The organism is Nostoc sp. ChiVER01 (genome assembly GCF_034531155.1).
GTDB lineage: Bacteria > Cyanobacteriota > Cyanobacteriia > Cyanobacteriales > Nostocaceae > Nostoc.
This window is the reverse complement of sequence record NZ_JAVRBS010000031.1, coordinates 76,236-91,449: the sequence shown is the minus strand read 5'-3', so window position 1 is coordinate 91,449 and position 15,214 is coordinate 76,236. Positions and strand designations below refer to the sequence as shown.

The 15,214-nt window shown below is 40.3% G+C and carries 12 protein-coding genes and 1 pseudogene; 3 read left to right on the top strand and 10 right to left on the bottom strand.

The features are described 5' to 3' along the window. The coding region (locus tag RMY00_RS29725; protein WP_322650964.1) for a calcium-binding protein at positions 1-1,187 on the top strand (1,187 nt) is incomplete at its 5' end. Between the two features lie 190 nt (positions 1,188-1,377). Here RMY00_RS29725 and hypB read toward each other — a convergent pair. The 7 genes from hypB to RMY00_RS29690 form a co-directional block, all read right to left on the bottom strand. Then, positions 1,378-2,199 (bottom strand): hydrogenase nickel incorporation protein HypB, encoded by an 822-nt coding sequence (hypB, locus tag RMY00_RS29720; RefSeq protein WP_322650963.1) that lies wholly within the window; start codon positions 2,197-2,199, stop codon positions 1,378-1,380. Then, a complete protein-coding gene (locus RMY00_RS29715; RefSeq protein WP_322650962.1) occupies positions 2,190-2,531 on the bottom strand; it encodes a hydrogenase maturation nickel metallochaperone HypA in 342 nt (113 codons plus the stop codon). The genes hypB and RMY00_RS29715 overlap by 10 nt, the downstream gene beginning before the upstream one ends. A 20-nt stretch (positions 2,532-2,551) precedes the next feature. Then, positions 2,552-3,640, bottom strand: coding sequence for a hydrogenase expression/formation protein HypE (gene hypE / locus RMY00_RS29710; protein ID WP_322650961.1), 1,089 nt, complete (start codon positions 3,638-3,640; stop codon positions 2,552-2,554). 59 nt (positions 3,641-3,699) lie between these two features. Continuing rightward, positions 3,700-4,881 carry a hydrogenase formation protein HypD gene (gene hypD / locus RMY00_RS29705; RefSeq protein ID WP_322650960.1) on the bottom strand — a complete coding sequence of 394 codons (1,182 nt, stop codon included), beginning with the start codon at positions 4,879-4,881 and terminating at the stop codon, positions 3,700-3,702. A gap of 176 nt (positions 4,882-5,057) precedes the next feature. Beyond that, entirely contained in the window at positions 5,058-5,318 is a 261-nt protein-coding gene (locus RMY00_RS29700) for a HypC/HybG/HupF family hydrogenase formation chaperone (protein WP_190940095.1), read from the bottom strand. Between the two features lie 74 nt (positions 5,319-5,392). Further along, positions 5,393-7,738: a carbamoyltransferase HypF gene (gene hypF / locus RMY00_RS29695; protein ID WP_322650959.1), complete on the bottom strand. Its 2,346-nt coding sequence runs from the start codon at positions 7,736-7,738 to the stop codon at positions 5,393-5,395. A 65-nt stretch (positions 7,739-7,803) separates the two neighbouring features. Then, the gene (locus RMY00_RS29690; protein WP_322650958.1) at positions 7,804-9,018 is read right to left on the bottom strand and encodes a hypothetical protein; all 1,215 of its coding nucleotides are present in this window, start codon (positions 9,016-9,018) and stop codon (positions 7,804-7,806) included. A 175-nt stretch (positions 9,019-9,193) separates the two neighbouring features. Between RMY00_RS29690 and RMY00_RS29685 the strand changes: the two are divergent. Further along, a pseudogene (locus RMY00_RS29685) lies at positions 9,194-10,257 on the top strand (IS630 family transposase). Between the two features lie 234 nt (positions 10,258-10,491). Further along, entirely contained in the window at positions 10,492-10,767 is a 276-nt protein-coding gene (locus tag RMY00_RS29680; protein ID WP_322650957.1) for a transposase family protein, read from the top strand. Between the two features lie 59 nt (positions 10,768-10,826). Here RMY00_RS29680 and RMY00_RS29675 read toward each other — a convergent pair whose 3' ends face one another. From RMY00_RS29675 to RMY00_RS29665, 3 genes are all read right to left on the bottom strand, one after another. Further along, on the bottom strand, positions 10,827-10,934 hold the full coding sequence (locus RMY00_RS29675; protein ID WP_322650971.1) for an HNH endonuclease: 108 nt from the start codon (positions 10,932-10,934) through the stop codon (positions 10,827-10,829). 69 nt (positions 10,935-11,003) lie between these two features. Further along, positions 11,004-11,207, bottom strand: a complete 204-nt coding sequence (locus RMY00_RS29670) for a hypothetical protein (RefSeq protein ID WP_322650970.1) — start codon at positions 11,205-11,207, stop codon at positions 11,004-11,006. A gap of 34 nt (positions 11,208-11,241) precedes the next feature. Then, on the bottom strand, positions 11,242-15,162 hold the full coding sequence (locus RMY00_RS29665; RefSeq protein WP_322650956.1) for a HEAT repeat domain-containing protein: 3,921 nt from the start codon (positions 15,160-15,162) through the stop codon (positions 11,242-11,244). Positions 15,163-15,214 lie beyond the last annotated feature (52 nt).

The following is a 15,214-nucleotide window of genomic DNA, read 5'->3' as shown; positions in this document are numbered from 1 at the left end:
TTTTTGGTGGTGCTGGCTATGATACGCTCAACGGTGGCGATGGCAACGACAGAATATCTGACACAGATGGTATTGTTGATGGCGGCGCTGGCACTGATACTTTAGTTGCAGATTACAGCCAGTTGAATAATGGAGCTGGCGTTGATGTCGGATTTAATGGACAGAATGCCATCTTCAGCCGTGTAAATACCGCTACTTTACTCAGCTACAGCAATATTGAACGATTTGAACTTACTGGTTCACAATACGCTGATGTCCTGCGTGGTGGTGCTGGCAATGATATTCTTAATGGTGGCGCTGGTGATGACCTGCTTTTTGGTGGTGTTGGCTATGATACGCTCAACGGTGGCGATGGCAACGACAGAATCGCTGACACAGATGGTATTGTCGATGGTGGTGCTGGCACTGATACTTTAGTTGCAGATTACAGCCAGTTGAATAATGGAGCTGGTGTTGATGTCGGATTTGCTGGACAAAATGCCATCTTCAGCCGCTTGACTGGAAATCCTGTACTCAACTACAGCAATATTGAGCGATTTGAAATTACAGGTACACAATACGCCGATGTCCTGCGTGGTGGTGCTGGCAATGATATTCTTAATGGTGGCGCTGGTGATGACCTGCTTTTTGGTGGTGTTGGCTATGATACGCTCAACGGTGGCGATGGCAACGACAGAATCGCTGACACAGATGGTATTGTAGATGGCGGCGCTGGCACTGATACTTTAGTTGCAGATTACAGCCAGTTGAGCAATGGGGCTGGCGTTGATGTCGGATTTAATGGACAAAATGCCATCTTCAGCCGTGTAAATACCGCTACTTTACTCAGCTACAGCAATATTGAACGATTTGAACTTACTGGTTCACAATACGCCGATGTTCTGCGTGGTGGTGCTGGCAACGATCTTCTGGTTGGCGGAGTTGGCAATGATATTCTTGCTGGTGGTGCTGGCGCCGATCAATTTGTCTTCAATTCTAAACTTGAAGGAGTTGACGTTATCAAGGACTTCAGTCGGGTGGAAGGTGACAAGATTCAAATTTCTAAAATTGGATTTGGTGTTACTGACGTTAGTGCTTTCAGCTACAATGACGCGACTGGTGCATTGTTATTCCAAGGAACTCAATTTGCGACTCTTGAGAATAAGCCTGCTAATTTCGCGGTTAGTTTGGATATCCAGCTTATCTAGAATTTTGGAGAAATTAGTCTGATAAGTTTATAATTTAAAGCCAACAAACCTACACCCGGAAATTATTTTTAACTTCCGGGCGTAATTTTTCTATTGTCAAGTCACTCATGAATGTATGGTAGGGTATGCTGCGTAGGCGTAGCCAGCACTTCGGCAAGCTCAGTGACCACCGTAAGCATCGCTTCATAAATTATCCTACCACCTTTTCAGTTATCCATTTATACCAACTATCTAACCCAGTACCAGTAGTTGCGGAAACCTGAAAAATTTGAATTTGGGGATTCACCTGCACAGCATATTCTATGCACTTTTGCACATCAAAATCTACATAAGGCAGTAAATCAATTTTAGTGAGAATCATTACATCACTAGCACGGAATATATGCGGGTATTTTATCGGCTTATCTTCTCCCTCTGTGACTGAGAGAATCACGACTTTTGCCTGTTCTCCTAAATCAAATAAAGCTGGACAAACTAAATTTCCGACATTTTCAATCATCACAACTGAGTTCAGTGGCGGATTTAGTTGTTGTAAACTTCTGTCTATCATTGATGCATCTAAATGACAGCCTGTTCCCGTGTTGATTTGGATGACTTTAGAACCAGTTTCTTTAATTTTTCTGGCATCATTAGCAGTTTCTTGGTCGCCTTCAATGACACTAATAGATAATTGATGTTTTAAATCATTAATGGTGCGCGTTAAAAGAGTTGTTTTACCAGCACCGGGAGAACTCATTAAATTTAAGGCGAGAATATTTCGACCTTTGAACCATCCCCGATTTTGGGCGGCTAGCAGGTTATTCTTTGCTAATATATCTTGTTCTAAAGATATCGTTGTATTGTGTATTTTGGCATGAATTTGAGACACTTCTATATGCGTGTCATGGCTGTGGGAATGAGTGATGACAGTTCCATCTGGTAAAGTGTGAGTATGATTATGTTCAGCTTTATCTGTTTCTAAATTTGTAATTTTGACTTCGCCATCATCAGAACAACCGCAGGTTACACACATAATTCCTCTATTTCTATTTCTTTAATTTTCAATTCTTCACCAGTAATTAAATCTAATTGCCCGCTACCACAGTTACAGATACCAAATGGTTTATCTAAAAAAAATTCTGCACCGCATTGGGGACATCGCCCTAAGCCGGGAATTTCCAAAATTTCTAATGTCGCCCCTTCTAAAACTGTGCCTTGGGTGCAAATATCAAAACAAAACAGGATAGCGTCGGGCATAATAGCTGAAAGTTTACCAATTTCTAATAAAACTCGCTGCACTTTTGCGCCTTTGGCGTGTTCAGCTACAATTGCCACAATATTTTTGGTAATTCCAAGTTCGTGCATACAATAAAATCTATTAAATATTAACAAATTCGTGGCAATTGGTCGCCTACCAACATATCAACAATCCTTTCAGCACCAAAAACTGTTTTTAACAATACAATACCCGTGGGTGAAGAAATAACTTCGCCAATAATACAAGCATCTTTGCCTGATGGGTGTAATTTCATAGCTGATAAAACGTTTTCAGCATTCTTTTTTGGAACTACTACAACTAACTTACCTTCATTAGCTAAATACAATGGGTCTAAACCGAGAATTTCACAAACTCCGTTGACTTCTTCTCGCACTGGAATAGATTCTTCGTATAGACGAATTCCCACATTTGAACTGAGAGCAAATTCATTTAATACTGTAGCTAAACCACCGCGTGTAGCATCTCGCATAGCATGAACTTGGGGACATACATGGAGAATATTTTCTACTAAACTATGTAACGGCTGACAATCACTTTCAATATTAGTATCTAAAGCTAATTCCCCACGGGCAATTAAAATTGCTGTCCCATGATTGCCTATTTCACCATTAATTATTATTGCATCTCCAGGTTTAATATTGTAGGAAGAAATACTAATTCCTTGCGGGATAATACCAATACCAGCAGTATTAATAAAGAGTTTATCGGCAGCACCACGATGTACAACTTTTGTGTCACCGGTAACAATTTGAATACCCGCTTTTTCTGCGGCTACTTTCATACTGGCTGCGACACGGCGTAAAGTTTCTACAGGTAATCCTTCTTCTAAAATTACGCTACAAGTTAGATATAAAGGTTTAGCACCACTGACAGCTAAATCATTAACTGTGCCGTTTATAGCTAATTCTCCTATATCACTTCCGGGGAAAAATAACGGGTCTACAACGTATGAATCTGTTGTAAATGCGAGTCTGTCTCCTTGTTGAAGGAGAGGGGTTAGGTTGAAGCTGGCTTGGTCTTCTAGTTGTGAGAGAATGGGGTTCTCAAAATTGCTGACAAATATTTCGTCTATTAAATCACGCATGGCTTTACCACCGCTACCATGTGCGAGAGTTATATGAGTGTCTTGCACTTTTCCTGGGCGACGGTGGACTTGTTCTATTTTTTGGATTGGGTTTGTGGGAGAAATATTCATAATTAAAATTTTTTTAAACGCAAAGGAACGCAAAGGGAAGCGCAGAGGTAGGCGGAGTATTAAAAGTCTGAGGAGAAGCCGCAGGCGGGGAGAGGTACTTGAGTTATTTTTGGTTTTTGGTTGATTGTTTTTTTGGCAATGGTGGAGAGTCGTCCATATTTGTAATAGGCTGCACAAGCGCCTTCGGAAGATACCATGCAAGTACCGATTGGTGTTTCTGGTGTGCAAGCTGTACCGAATACTTTGCACTCCCAAGGCTTTAAGACTCCTTTGAGAATTTCTCCACATTTACAAGCTTTATGGTCGGCTACTTTGAGGTTAGGAATGGTAAATTTAAGTTCGGCATCAAATTGGGCATATTCAGGTTGAATTTTTAATCCTGAATAGGGAATGTCACCTAAGCCGCGCCAATCAAAACTATCTCGCACTGCAAAAACTTTATTTATCGCTTGCAGAGCTACTGTGTTTCCGCTTTTTTGGACAATTCGGTTATATTGATTTTCAACTTCACAACGATTTTCTACTAGCTGTTGCAATAGCATCCAAATTGATTGGAGAATATCTAAGGGTTCAAATCCTGAGACGACTATTGGCTTATTATATTGTTGGGAAATAAACTGATATGGGTCAGTGCCAATTACCATGCTGACATGGCCAGGGCCAACAAATCCATCTAGTTGTAAGTCTGGATTATCTAGCAGTGCTTTGAGGGCAGGAATCACGAGGACGTGATTGCAAAACATACTAAAGTTATGAATTTCTTCGGCTGCTGCTTGCAGAATCGTGAAGGCAGTGCTGGGGGCTGTGGTTTCAAAGCCTAATGCAAAGAAAACTACTTCTTTGTCGGGGTTATCTCTGGCAATTTGCAGGCTGTCTAGGGGAGAGTACACCATACGGATGTCTGCACCTTGTGCCCTAGCTTGCAGTAAAGTGGTTTTAGAACCGGGAACTCGCATTGCGTCGCCAAAGGTGGCAAAAATGACGTTATGATTTTGAGAGATTGCGATCGCATCATCTAATCTCCCTTTTGGCATAACGCATACTGGACAACCAGGCCCATGAATTAGTTCGATGGTTTGGGGTAATATTTCTTCGATACCGTATTTAAATATGGAATGGGTATGTCCGCCGCATACTTCCATGATTTTGATGGGTTTTTCTAGCTGATGGCATAATTTTGTGATTTCGCAGCGTAAGGCTTCTGCTTTTTCCGGTTCACGGAATTCGTTAACATATTTCATAGGGAGTATATCAGTTAATTTCGCTTTTGTGATAGGGAGTTTTTTTAACGAACCGCGTTCGCGCAGCGTCTCGCAGAGAAGGCGCGTTCACGAAGTGTCTCAAAGAGAAGGACGCGAAAGAAGAGAAAGAAAGAAAGATGTTTGAAACTCTTTTTATGTGTGAGAAAAAATATTATTTAAGTACTAATCCCTGCTTGCGCTGCTGCTAATTCTTGGAATAGTTGTAATGTTTCTGCTGCTTCTTGTTCGTTAATTCGATTCATAGCAAAGCCAACATGGACTAATACCCAATCACCAATACAAGCTTCGGGTGGATGTTGTTCATCAACGATGCAGGCAATATTTACTTCGCGCTTCACACCACCAATATTAACTAAGGCTAGTTTATGGTTAACATTGGTAATTTCTATAATTTGTCCGGGGATTCCTAAGCACATTTTTTTATTTTGAAGATAAACTAAACACAGAGGCGCAAAGAACACAGAGAAAATTATTTCTGAGTTTTCAAATATTAATACTTATGTATTAATTGTGCGGCTGCAATAACTGCTTGTCCTAAAGATAAGCCGCCGTCGTTAGCTGGAACTAAGCTGTGAGTAAGTACTTTTATTCCCAATTTTTCTAATCGTTTGGTAACTTGCTGTAACAATATACAATTTTGGAATACTCCTCCTGTTAAGGCTACCTGAGAAATCAGATTTTCTTGAGAAAGATGCTTAACCATTTCCACAATTGCATTCGCTAAACCTTCGTGAAATTTGGCAGCCATAACTTGTTGTGGAATCTGCTGCTGTAAGTCATGGAGCAATGCTTGCCACATTGGACGCGGGTCTATACAGTAAATACTATCTGAAAAGCTAAAGTTAAAAGGATAGATTAGCGTTTCTTTATCATTATTTAAGCTACTAACATATACTATAGCTTCCATTGCGATCGCAGCTTGTCCTTCATAGCTACATTCATCTCTATAAATACCGATAGCTGCCGCTACTGCGTCGAACAGCCGCCCCACTGAAGAAGCTGAAGGAGAGTTAATTTTTTTCTCTATAAGTTGATTAAGTAGCTTTAGTGGCTTATTTTTCAGAAATTTTACGATTTCTAAATCAGCATACTGTTGTTGGTAATCATCCCAAAGGTTAGTAGCTACTAAGTGGGCATAAGTATTACGCCAAGGCTGATAAATTGCTTGTTCACTACCAATCATTGCTACTGGTTTAAATGTTGCTAGTCGCTGAAATTTCCGATAATCTGCTAAAAGAAATTCTCCACCCCAAAATGTATTATCATCACCGTAACCTAAACCATCTAAAGCAATGCCTAATACCGGAGGCGAATCTAAAGGAATCCCATTTTCTGCCATACAAGCGGCGATATGCGCGTGATGATGTTGGATTTGATGAATTGGAATTTGATTTGTATCTGTGAGTTTTTTACCAAGTTTGCTGGAAAGATATTCAGGGTGTTTATCAATGGCAATTACTTCTGGTTTATGTTCAAATAAATTTAAGTATAAATTCAAAGTCTCTTGATAAGCATTAAAAGCCGCAGCATTTTCTAAATCTCCTAAATGTTGAGATAGAATCGCTTCTCCTTCACGCAACAGGCAAAAGGTATTTTTTAACTCACTACCCATTGCTAAAATTTGCGGTATATTATGAAATCCTAATGGTAAACTAATTGGTGCTGGTGCATATCCTCTAGCACGGCGAATTGTTTGGACTTTATCGCCGATAACTCTCACAACAGAATCATCTACCCCATTAATAATCTCTCGATTGTGAAAGAGAAAATAATCAGCGATTGCCCGTAATTTTTCTCTTGCTTCGTCATTATCAATACATTGTGGCTCATCAGCAAGATTGCCACTTGTTAAAACAATTGGGCGATTCATCCGCCGCAAAATTAAATGATGTAAGGGCGTATAAGGTAGCATGAAACCAAGGGTATTTTGCCCCGATGCTATCGATGGTGCTACTTTTTTACCTGTTGCTTGTAGTAAAACAATTGGTGCAGCAGAACTTGTCAATAATTCTTTTTCTTTGGCGTTGACACTACAATATTGTTCAATTATCTCAATATCTCGCGCCATTAAAGCAAAGGGTTTATGATAGCGCTTTTTGCGCTGACGCAGTTTTTGTACAACGGTTTCCTGAGTTGCATCGCAAGCCAGATGAATACCACCTAAGCCCTTAATTGCGATAATCTCACCCTTTTGCAACAAGGTACAAACGGCATCAACATCATCTAGCATGGAGAACATGGAAGCAGTAACCGATTTACTATCAGCGCGCTCTAACCAAGCTGAAGGGCCGCAAGCATAACAAGCTACAGGTTGGGCGTGAAAACGCCGATTTTCGACATCGTGGTATTCTTTTGCACATTCTGGACATATAGCAAACGCAGACATACTGGTATTGGTTCTGTCATAAGGAATCGCACGAATAATACTCAGGCGGGGGCCGCAATGAGTACAGTTAGTAAAGGGATAGCGATAAAAGCGGCTAAAAGGGTCAAATATTTCTTGTTGACATTGCGGACAAGTAGCTGCGTCAGGGGTAATTTCTGTTTTAATGGCATTACTGACACTAGTAGAAATCACAAAATTGTTAAAGTTAAAGTTACCTTCATAAGGAATTCTAGTTAGCTGATTAATTTTTGCTAATGGTGGACATTCTGTTTGCAATCTGGCAACAAATTCTGTTAATGCTTCCTCACTACCAGATACCCTAATTAATACACCTTGCCCATCATTACAAACATCTCCAAGCAAACCACAGGCTTTAGCCAGACGATATACAGTAGGGCGAAATCCTACTCCTTGAACAGTACCGCGAACTCTAATTTCTTCAGTCGCCATATAAATCTGACTTTCCAAAATTACGAATTACTTTAGCGTAGCGGGGCGTAGCGGGGCGTAGCCCATTACGAATTATTAAACTGCCAAAGCAAAATTCGGTTATTTCCAGAATCAGCTATGATTGCTGTTTTGCCACAAATTTTTATCCCGTAACACCAATTTAAGCTATCTCGTTTTGGCAGCCCAAAATCACGATTTTCACCTTTACTTTGAAAATTTATTTGTCCTGCAAGGGCATCTGCCGCCGCACCTTGCACTGATAAAATTGATTCTGGCTTCCTCCATCCTAACAAACGAGAATTAGCGGTATCTGCAACTACTAACCAATCACCAGCCACACCCACACCATAAGGCATACTCAAACTACTGGCACTTGGTAAATAAACTCCTTGATTCATTTCCACAAAATCAAAGCTTTTTTGTCCTAAAACCACTGCACAAGGAGTATTATTTTCTGTTGGTATCCCCTGCCAAATCATTACTCGATGATTACCTGCATCACTGACAACCAAATTTTCTCCCCAAAAGGTGATGTCGTGACACCAACGCATACTCGCTGCGGTTGGAGAAGCACCACCGTTTTCATTGCGAGATATCATATCTGGTTGTCCCAAAACTACATCAGCAGGTTGGCCATTTTCTGTTGGTAATTGATGCCAAATTAATACTCTTCGATTACCAGTATCAGCAATAAATAGGCGTCTTTGATAATAGAAAACACCATAGGGCCAGTGCATTGTACTAGCAGATGCTGTTTGATTTCCTTGATTTGGTTCATTATCAGTAAAATTAACTTGTCCTAACACCAAATCTGCTGGAACATTGTTATCTTCTGGTAAGTTCTTCCAAATCAAAATCCGATGATTCCAAGCATCTGCTACTGCTAACCCTTTGCCGCAAGCACAAATCCCTGTTGGTACACTTAAAGTTGCTCTTCCTGCTGTAGTTTTAGCATTTTGTCCTTCATGATAAAAGTCAGGCTGTCCAATTACCCAATCAGCCGGTTGACTATCTCTTGTAGGTAAATTTTGCCATCCTAATAATCGATGATGTCCTGTATCTGATACCCATAATGGGCCAGTTTCTGATAACAAGCAAGCACCACGAGGCCCAAACATTGTTGTGGCATTGGGTGCTACAGGTATAACTAATTCTTCTGGTTCAATAATGTTACCTAAAATTACCTCTGCACCTTGAGGTGATAGAGGTAAATCTTGAGGGTTTTCTGTTACTTCTAGCGGTAATTGTGATATGGGATTAATTATGATTGGGATATCCATGAACCGCAGATAGACGCTGATAATTATTTAAAAACATTAATGTTGATTAGCATGTAACAACAGTAACGGTTTTGCATTATGCTTTCAAATTCAGTTAAAACCTCTAATTAACTTCTGTATTAAGTAGGTGGGTGGAATTAATTATAAGATAGAAAAAATGCTAAATTAGGTTGTTATGCCTGCCCCTTTACGCATCATTCTGACCACAGAGGAAGACCGAACCTTAACGGAACTGCGACTGGCTCACTCTCTTGCTCAAAGAACCCGTGACCGAGCGCATATGTTGCGCCTGAATGCTCAGGGATGGAATGTACCAGCGATTGCAAAGATGTTCGAGTGCCATGCTCATACGGTCAGAGCAACGATAGGGCGATGGGAAGAAGGAGGATTAGGGGGACTGTGGGAAGCCTCAGGGCGGGGAGCCAAACCAAAGTGGCAAGCACCAGACCTAGATTACCTGACGGAGTGTTTGGAGCAAGAACCCAGAACTTATAACAGTGTGCAATTAGCTCAGAAACTGCAACAAGAGCGTTTAGTGGATTTGAGTAGTGACCGATTGAGACGATTGCTTAAAAAAAAACTATCGCTGGAAACGAACCAGAAACAGCCATAGTCGCAAACAAGACCCGGTAAAAAAGGCACTCAAGCAGGCAGACTTGGACACCTTAAAGCTAGCCGCGCAGGAGGGGTATATTGAACTCAAGTATCTCGATGAAGCTTTCTTTTTGCCTCTGGAGTCCAGTCAGCTACAGTTATAGTCGCATTGGAGAGCAGAAACGGATGGAGCAAACCCCGAATCGCTATGGCAACCGAATTAGCATTTTGGGCTTGTGGCAACCGGGCGAACGGTTTGAGTATGCCCTGGCTCAAGGCGGATTCAAGGGCGAGAGCTACATTAAAGTGATGGATTGGATGGCACATAAAGCCTCACAAATCTTGGAGCAAACAGGTCGTCTCACCGTGGTCGTGCAGGATAATGGCTCCCTTCATACCAGTCTTTTGGTACGTCAACAGTGGACACGTTGGCAACAGCAAGGCCTATTCGTTTTCTTTTTGCCTCTTTATTGTTCCCAGATGAATCCGATTGAAACCCAGTGGCATCAACTCAAAAGTCATGAAATTGCCGGACAGATGTTTGATAATGAGTACGATTTAGCGATTGCTGTGATGGATGGGATGAAAACTCGTAGCAAACCAGGTGAATACACACTGGAGCGTTTTATATTTAATTGCACCTAGCTACTTAATTAAGCTAAAAAAAATCAACATAGCCTTTAGAGGATGTTTGAAAAGTCCTATTCTCTGTATCAAATAGTTTTAGATCCTCCTAAATCCCCCCTAAAAAAGGGGACTTTAATTTTGGTTCCTCCACTTAAAAAGCTGCGATGCAGGGTGGTTTCATATAACCGTAGAAAAATCAAAATACTGATAAGGGTATTTAAGCATTCACGGTTGAAAACAAGATGAATCTGATTGAGCAGTTACAACAAATTCGGTGATTATCGCCATATCCGAGGGGGGAGGCATGAATTATGGTTGGTGCTGTTGCTGACACTGCTGGGAGCGATGACCGGATATTGGGGCTATCGACCACTGGAAGACTTTACACTTACGTATCGACAAAGATTAATAGAACTGTTAAATCTCAAAGATACTACTAAGTTTCCCTGCTACTCGACGTTTCGGCGTGTGATGACAACAGTTAACTTTCAACTATTAACGGAGTTATTTAATACTTGGCAGCGATGACAGTGCCGCCAAATCCAGGAGAGCGATTAGCAATTGAGGGTAAAACCCTGGTTAATCAGCTAATCAGCTATTTCAGACTTTGTTGAGCCACTGTGTTTGACACTTATTACATGGTCAACTTGAAAACCTAAGCCGTCTACTTCTGGATATAAACAATACTCGCATATATGGGCGGCGCGATCGCTAACTAAACGTCGCAGTTCTGCATTAATATATGGACGAGAGATTTTGAATACTTATTTAGGGTTAATATACTGAGTAGCTCTTGCTTTTGCCAACCTCATAATATGCTCTAGCGTGAGGAAATGATCTAACTCTCGCTGGTCACTTCCTGTAAGACCTTCAGTTTTTGCGCGGTAAACGAGATCCTCTAAACGGTCTTTGGCTGCATCCGAGAGTTTGAAATCCATAACACTTTGGGGAGTGGTTCCAGCAGCAATAAACTTTTACTGTGAATAGTAAATCAGCTTACATTTACCCTTCCCACTGCTTTAACTTCTTCTGAGCAAATTCCCGCACTTGCTCATCTGGGTCATTCTTGGCGCGATCGCGCAACAGTGGTAAAGTCTGGGGATGATTAGTATAATGTTCAATAATTACTTCAAGTGAAGTCTGACGAGGATTACCTTGCCAGTCTGCCTCTCGCTCAAAGTTATCTTGAATAGCAAGATCGCGGAAAAATTCAAACATACCAGGTTCATATTTCCACCTTTTGGCTAATTCTGGCATCAATCCTTGTCTCACAAACCAGTCATCATCAGATAGCACAAGCGATTTAAGCCAAGGTAAAGTTTTTGGATGGTTTTTCCAATCTCTAGCTAGCTCCTCTACTGTTACTTGTTCTGCTACTGAATCGGAATCATTTTGAACGTAGGTTTTAAGCCAATCTAAGACATCAAAATTATCTTTCCAACCTTTTGCTATATGATGTACAGCTTGTTGTCGCACTCCCCAATTTTTATCTGACTGAGCGCAAAGTTTTAGAATGGGTAATATTTCTGGGTTGTCTTTCCAACCCTCGACTAAGTGTTCAATTGCTTCTCCTCTCACAGCCCAATGCTCATCTGACTGAGCAAAAGATTTAACGATATTTAGGGTATCTGAATCATCTTTCCAAATTTTGACTAGCTGTATCATTACTGCTCCTCGCATAGTCCAATTATCAGCGTTAGTAAGAGATTTGAGCCAAGGTAAAGTGTCAGGGTCATCTTTCCAAAATTTGGCTAACTCTTCGACTCCGGCTTCTCGCACATTTGGATGTTCATCTGACTGAATAAGAGATTTAAGCCAAGGTAAAGTGTCAGGATCATCTTTCCATCCCTGAGCTAATTGTCGTACTGCTGTTTGTCGCGCATCTGGATTCTCATCTGAAGTAGCGCATTGTTTGAGGATAATTAAAGTATCAGGGTCATCTTTCCACTCCTGAGCTAATTGTCGCATTGCTGTTCGTCGCGCATCTGGATTCTCATCTGAAATAGCACATTGCTTGAGGATAATTAAAATATCAGGGTCATCTTTCCACCCCTGAGCTAATTGCCGTACTGCTGTTTGTCGTACATTTTTATCATTATCCGAAGTAGCACGTTGTTTGAGAATAATTAAAGTATCAGGGTCATCTTTCCATCCTTGGGCTAATTCTTCTACTGCTGTTTGTCGTATATTTTTGTCATTGTCTGAAGTAGTACATTGTTTGAGAATAATTAAAGTATCAGGGTCATCTTTCCATCCTTGGACTAATTCTTTTACTGCTGTTTGTCGTACATTTTTATCATTATCCGAAGTAGCACATTGTTTGAGAATAATTAAAGTATCAGGGTCATCTTTCCATCCCTGGGCTAATTCTTTTACTGCTGTTTGTCGTATAAGTTCGTCATTATCTGAAGTAGCACATTGTTTGAGAATAATTAAAGTATCAGGGTCATCTTTCCATCCCTGGGCTAATTCTTCTACTGCTGTATCTCGCGTGCTCCAATTCATATTCGAGGTAGCACATTGTTTGAGCCAGTATAAGGTATCTGGGTAATCTTTCCAACCATGTGCAAACTCTTGTACTGCTCTACGTCGCACAAACCAAGATTCATCTGAGGAAGCACGTTGTAGAAGCCAACGTAAGGTATCAGCTTCATCTTGCCAAGTAGTAGCAACTGCTGAAACCGCTTTAGTGCGAATTTCACGAACTAGCTTTGCCTCTTCTTTGTCTATCATTTCTTGATAAAAGTAATTTAGATCATACTTAGTTAAATCTTTGAGATATTTGTTCAATTTAGTAGAAATATGAAATATTGATGTTTTATTTCTCACCTCTGCAAGACATTTAGCCGCTAAAAAAAGATTGACATACTTTTCCCCTTCGCCATCTTTCTCCATTAAATACTCAAGAATCTCGCCAACAAACCTTGGCTCAATCATTCCCGCAATTAGCAGCAAGACTTCATGCCAACTTTCATCTTGCCAGTGTTTACCAAAAACTTCATTTTTAAGTTGCTCAATAGTCAGCGTTTGCGTTTCTTTAAACTGCCAGACAAACTCCCAAGCACAGAAATATTCTAAAAATGTCCTATGCACAAAAGCATAATAATCCGCACCCATGAAACATAACATAAAGTTGCGAGTTCGCAGTTGATTAATCATCACCCGCGCCGCTTCTCTGGGTTTATCAAATTCTATGGTTTTGAGATAATCAGTCAGAACTTTGACTAAATCATTTTCATTAATCAAATTCCCTGCCAAACCTTTCTCACCAGTTTGCATCAGATAAGCAACCTGACGCAGCATTGCTTGTTTATCTTTATAATCAACAGTCTTGGGGTCTAACCTCTTATCTTCTGTCAAAGCGCGTTCCACATCCCATTGATGTAGCAGTACCCGCGATGCTTGATCGTAAAGTGTAGCTCTATCTCTTGGTAGCTCTTGATTCCGATTAAGAATCGCCATCATCGTCAACAGCAGAGGATTTCCCGCCAATTCTGCAATAGATTTGGAAGCTGTAATTCCTCTTTTTAGCCGTTCCCGTTTTCTGACTTTATCTACAGCATCGGTAAAAGTTAACTCATGCCAACGGTAGATAAAATCCTGAATTTGTTCTAAGTCTAAATCTTGTAATATAAAGTGGCTAAACTCAGCATTAAGCAATCGTTGCGGTTTATAGCCAATAATCCGAGAAGTGACAATTACCTGCACATCAGGATAGTCATTAGTAAAGCAATGAATATCAGTAATTACATCCTCTCGCTTACCAGCGTCAAATACCTCATCCAAACCATCAAACATCACTAAGGCATTACCAGCTTTTAATTTTTTATCTAGTTCAAGCTGATTGAGATGATGAATTACACCACTACATTTATGAAAGAATTCTAGAAAATTATTGCACTCTTTATCTTCTCGTCGCCGCATATAAGTGCGTAATTCAATTAGCAACGGAATTGGTAATGAGATAACATTATCCAGTGGAGACTCTGCCCAATTCAAAGCCAAAAATTGCAACAATGTAGACTTACCTGAACCAGGATCGCCCAAAATCACAATACTTTTATAATCTTGCTTTTTATTGACAACATCTAAAACACAACGTATGGGCTGTTCAAAATAAACCCGTTTGTGGCGTTCTAATTCTTCTAATTCAACGACTTCTACTTGGTCATTTTCTCGCAGCCGTCTTAGATGTTCTTTAGGCAGTTCGTGAACTGGTGGTAAAACTTGATGAGTTTCCCGGACATTTTGAGCAGTAAAAATCCGCCATAATTTCAGTTCGTTATAGGCATAGCCGCTAGTATCTAAGCTATCTAACTTGAGATTACCATAGCGTTCGCGGATTCCTTCTTGATATTTAACTAAATTAAAATCCACAATAACGCCAGCAATTTCTTGGGTGTTTCTTTCAATATCAGATAACTTTTGTAGTTCTAGAAGATGGTGTAATTCTTTTGAATCTAAAAGAAGTTCTTGGACTTCTGTAAAATACTGTTCTATAAGTGATTGCCAGTTAAACTTAGATGGCAGAGGTTTTAATTGCAGCCTGTTCCAACTATCTTCTAAGGTTTTAGCGTCTAAAGATTCACAATTAATATCAAAACCTTTACCAAGAGTTTCTGCAACCGATTTATCGCTGATAAACTTCTTGATATCTTTGGTGTACTCTTTAATCTCAGTTTCAGCAAGTTTGCAACGAACCTTTAACTGCTGCTGCATGAGTTGCAAAAATTCTTTTAACGCTTTACCAGCAGCAATTTCTATGTCTTCTTTCTTAAGTTTCTGGAAAATCTTGCCAGGGATACCTTTTAAGAAATCTTTAGCCCAATCTTTAGCAGCATCTTTGGCTAAATCTTCCAGAATGGGTTTAAAAATAAACCCGGCGGCCTGAGTTACACCCCAATAAGCTAACCAGTCCAGCATAATACTCGTTTCTGTTGAGAGTTTGATTACGAGTATATCCACTAGTTTGAAT

Bases quoted from the DNA above. Each gene is read 5' to 3' on its own strand.
- hypB (WP_322650963.1), bottom strand. From the start codon at position 2,199: ATGTGTGTAACCTGCGGTTGTTCTGATGATGGCGAAGTCAAAATTACA.
- RMY00_RS29715 (WP_322650962.1), bottom strand. From the start codon at position 2,531: ATGCACGAACTTGGAATTACCAAAAATATTGTGGCAATTGTAGCTGAA.
- hypE (WP_322650961.1), bottom strand. From the start codon at position 3,640: ATGAATATTTCTCCCACAAACCCAATCCAAAAAATAGAACAAGTCCAC.
- hypD (WP_322650960.1), bottom strand. From the start codon at position 4,881: ATGAAATATGTTAACGAATTCCGTGAACCGGAAAAAGCAGAAGCCTTA.
- RMY00_RS29700 (WP_190940095.1), bottom strand. From the start codon at position 5,318: ATGTGCTTAGGAATCCCCGGACAAATTATAGAAATTACCAATGTTAAC.
- hypF (WP_322650959.1), bottom strand. From the start codon at position 7,738: ATGGCGACTGAAGAAATTAGAGTTCGCGGTACTGTTCAAGGAGTAGGA.
- RMY00_RS29690 (WP_322650958.1), bottom strand. From the start codon at position 9,018: ATGGATATCCCAATCATAATTAATCCCATATCACAATTACCGCTAGAA.
- RMY00_RS29665 (WP_322650956.1), bottom strand. From the start codon at position 15,162: ATGCTGGACTGGTTAGCTTATTGGGGTGTAACTCAGGCCGCCGGGTTT.